Origin of the sequence: Thalassotalea algicola (assembly GCF_012932965.1) — a bacterium.
Classification (GTDB): domain Bacteria; phylum Pseudomonadota; class Gammaproteobacteria; order Enterobacterales; family Alteromonadaceae; genus Thalassotalea_F; species Thalassotalea_F algicola.
Window position 1 is genome coordinate 1 of record NZ_JABBXH010000014.1, and the last position, 485, is coordinate 485.

General features: G+C 43.7%; 2 tRNA genes. Both read right to left on the bottom strand.

Annotated elements, in window-relative coordinates:
• Positions 1-197 precede the first annotated feature (197 nt).
• Positions 198-274: transfer RNA gene (locus tag HII17_RS18880), tRNA-Ile, on the bottom strand.
• An 18-nt stretch (positions 275-292) separates the two neighbouring features.
• Positions 293-368, bottom strand: a tRNA-Ala gene (locus HII17_RS18885).
• Positions 369-485: the final 117 nt, after the last annotated feature.

The following is a 485-nucleotide window of genomic DNA, read 5'->3' on the forward strand; positions in this document are numbered from 1 at the left end:
GCGACACCGCACTCACCAGATAAACATCGTTCGAATATATTACTGATAAAGTAATTATATTCGGGATATATATCAGCTTTCCAAATTGTTAAAGAGCTTGTCATTTGCACGCATTCGGCAAAGACTTGGCTTAAAAAAACCAAATTGAAAATATTCACTGAATACCTTTAATTTGGTTTCTCTTTATAAGAAGACATTGGTAGGTCTGGGCAGACTTGAACTGCCGACCTCACCCTTATCAGGGGTGCGCTCTAACCAGCTGAGCTACAGACCTGCTTTTTTACTGACAAGATGGTGGAGCTAAGCAGGATCGAACTGCTGACCTCCTGCGTGCAAGGCAGGCGCTCTCCCAGCTGAGCTATAGCCCCTTATCAGAGGGTTAGTCTTCTTTACTTTCGTTATCAGTGCAATTTGTGTGAACACTCAACATGAGCGTTTTACCTTCAAGATAAGGAGGTGATCCAACCCCAGGTTCCCCTAGGGTT